Raw genomic sequence first — 594 nt, forward strand, 5'->3', positions numbered from 1 at the left:
GAAGCCTTGTTCTTCTTCTGAACTCTCAAAGTTTTCGATGAAGCTCATTTTTCTGAAGCCTTGATGCTGTCGCTGTTGATAGGCGGTTTTAAAGTATTGGGGCTTTAAGGATTTGCTGTAGTCGTCTACGGCTAGGTCTATTCTCGTAAATCTTGTCTGGTTGGCTATTAAGTATTGGAGGTATTGTTTTAGGTTGTCGAAACTTGCGCCGATCAGGGTTTTGCCTGTCAAGCTTAGCCAGCAGTCTAGTTTACCGTCGTCTGTGATATTCCATCCGATTATCGATCCTCTAGTCGTGCGGATTGAGTGGGTGAAGTGTCGTCCTTTATAAAGTGGGCGATCGTCGTCTCTTATCCATTCGTCTTTGAATATCTCGGTTACCAGTTCCAGTAAGTATTCAAATTCTCCGTAGTTTGGTAACTGAATGCAGCCCTGCAACCAGTCGAATACCGCCATAAATTGGCTCTCTGGTTGTTTCTCCATTGGTGGAGCTTCCGAAAGAACCGACCCCGTATTACCTATCGGGGTTTTCAAAATTTCCATCAGCAGTCCCTATTCAGTTTTTGATTGAGTGTGTTTCTCTTGTAGTTCATT

At 43.8% G+C, this 594-nt stretch carries 1 pseudogene; it reads right to left on the reverse strand.

Annotated features, from left to right (window positions below):
* Positions 1–543, reverse strand: a pseudogene (locus AC805_RS16655) (hypothetical protein); the annotation flags it as partial.
* Positions 544–594: the final 51 nt, after the last annotated feature.

Source organism: Pseudanabaena sp. 'Roaring Creek' (genome assembly GCF_001402795.1).
In the GTDB taxonomy this organism is placed as follows: domain Bacteria; phylum Cyanobacteriota; class Cyanobacteriia; order Pseudanabaenales; family Pseudanabaenaceae; genus Pseudanabaena.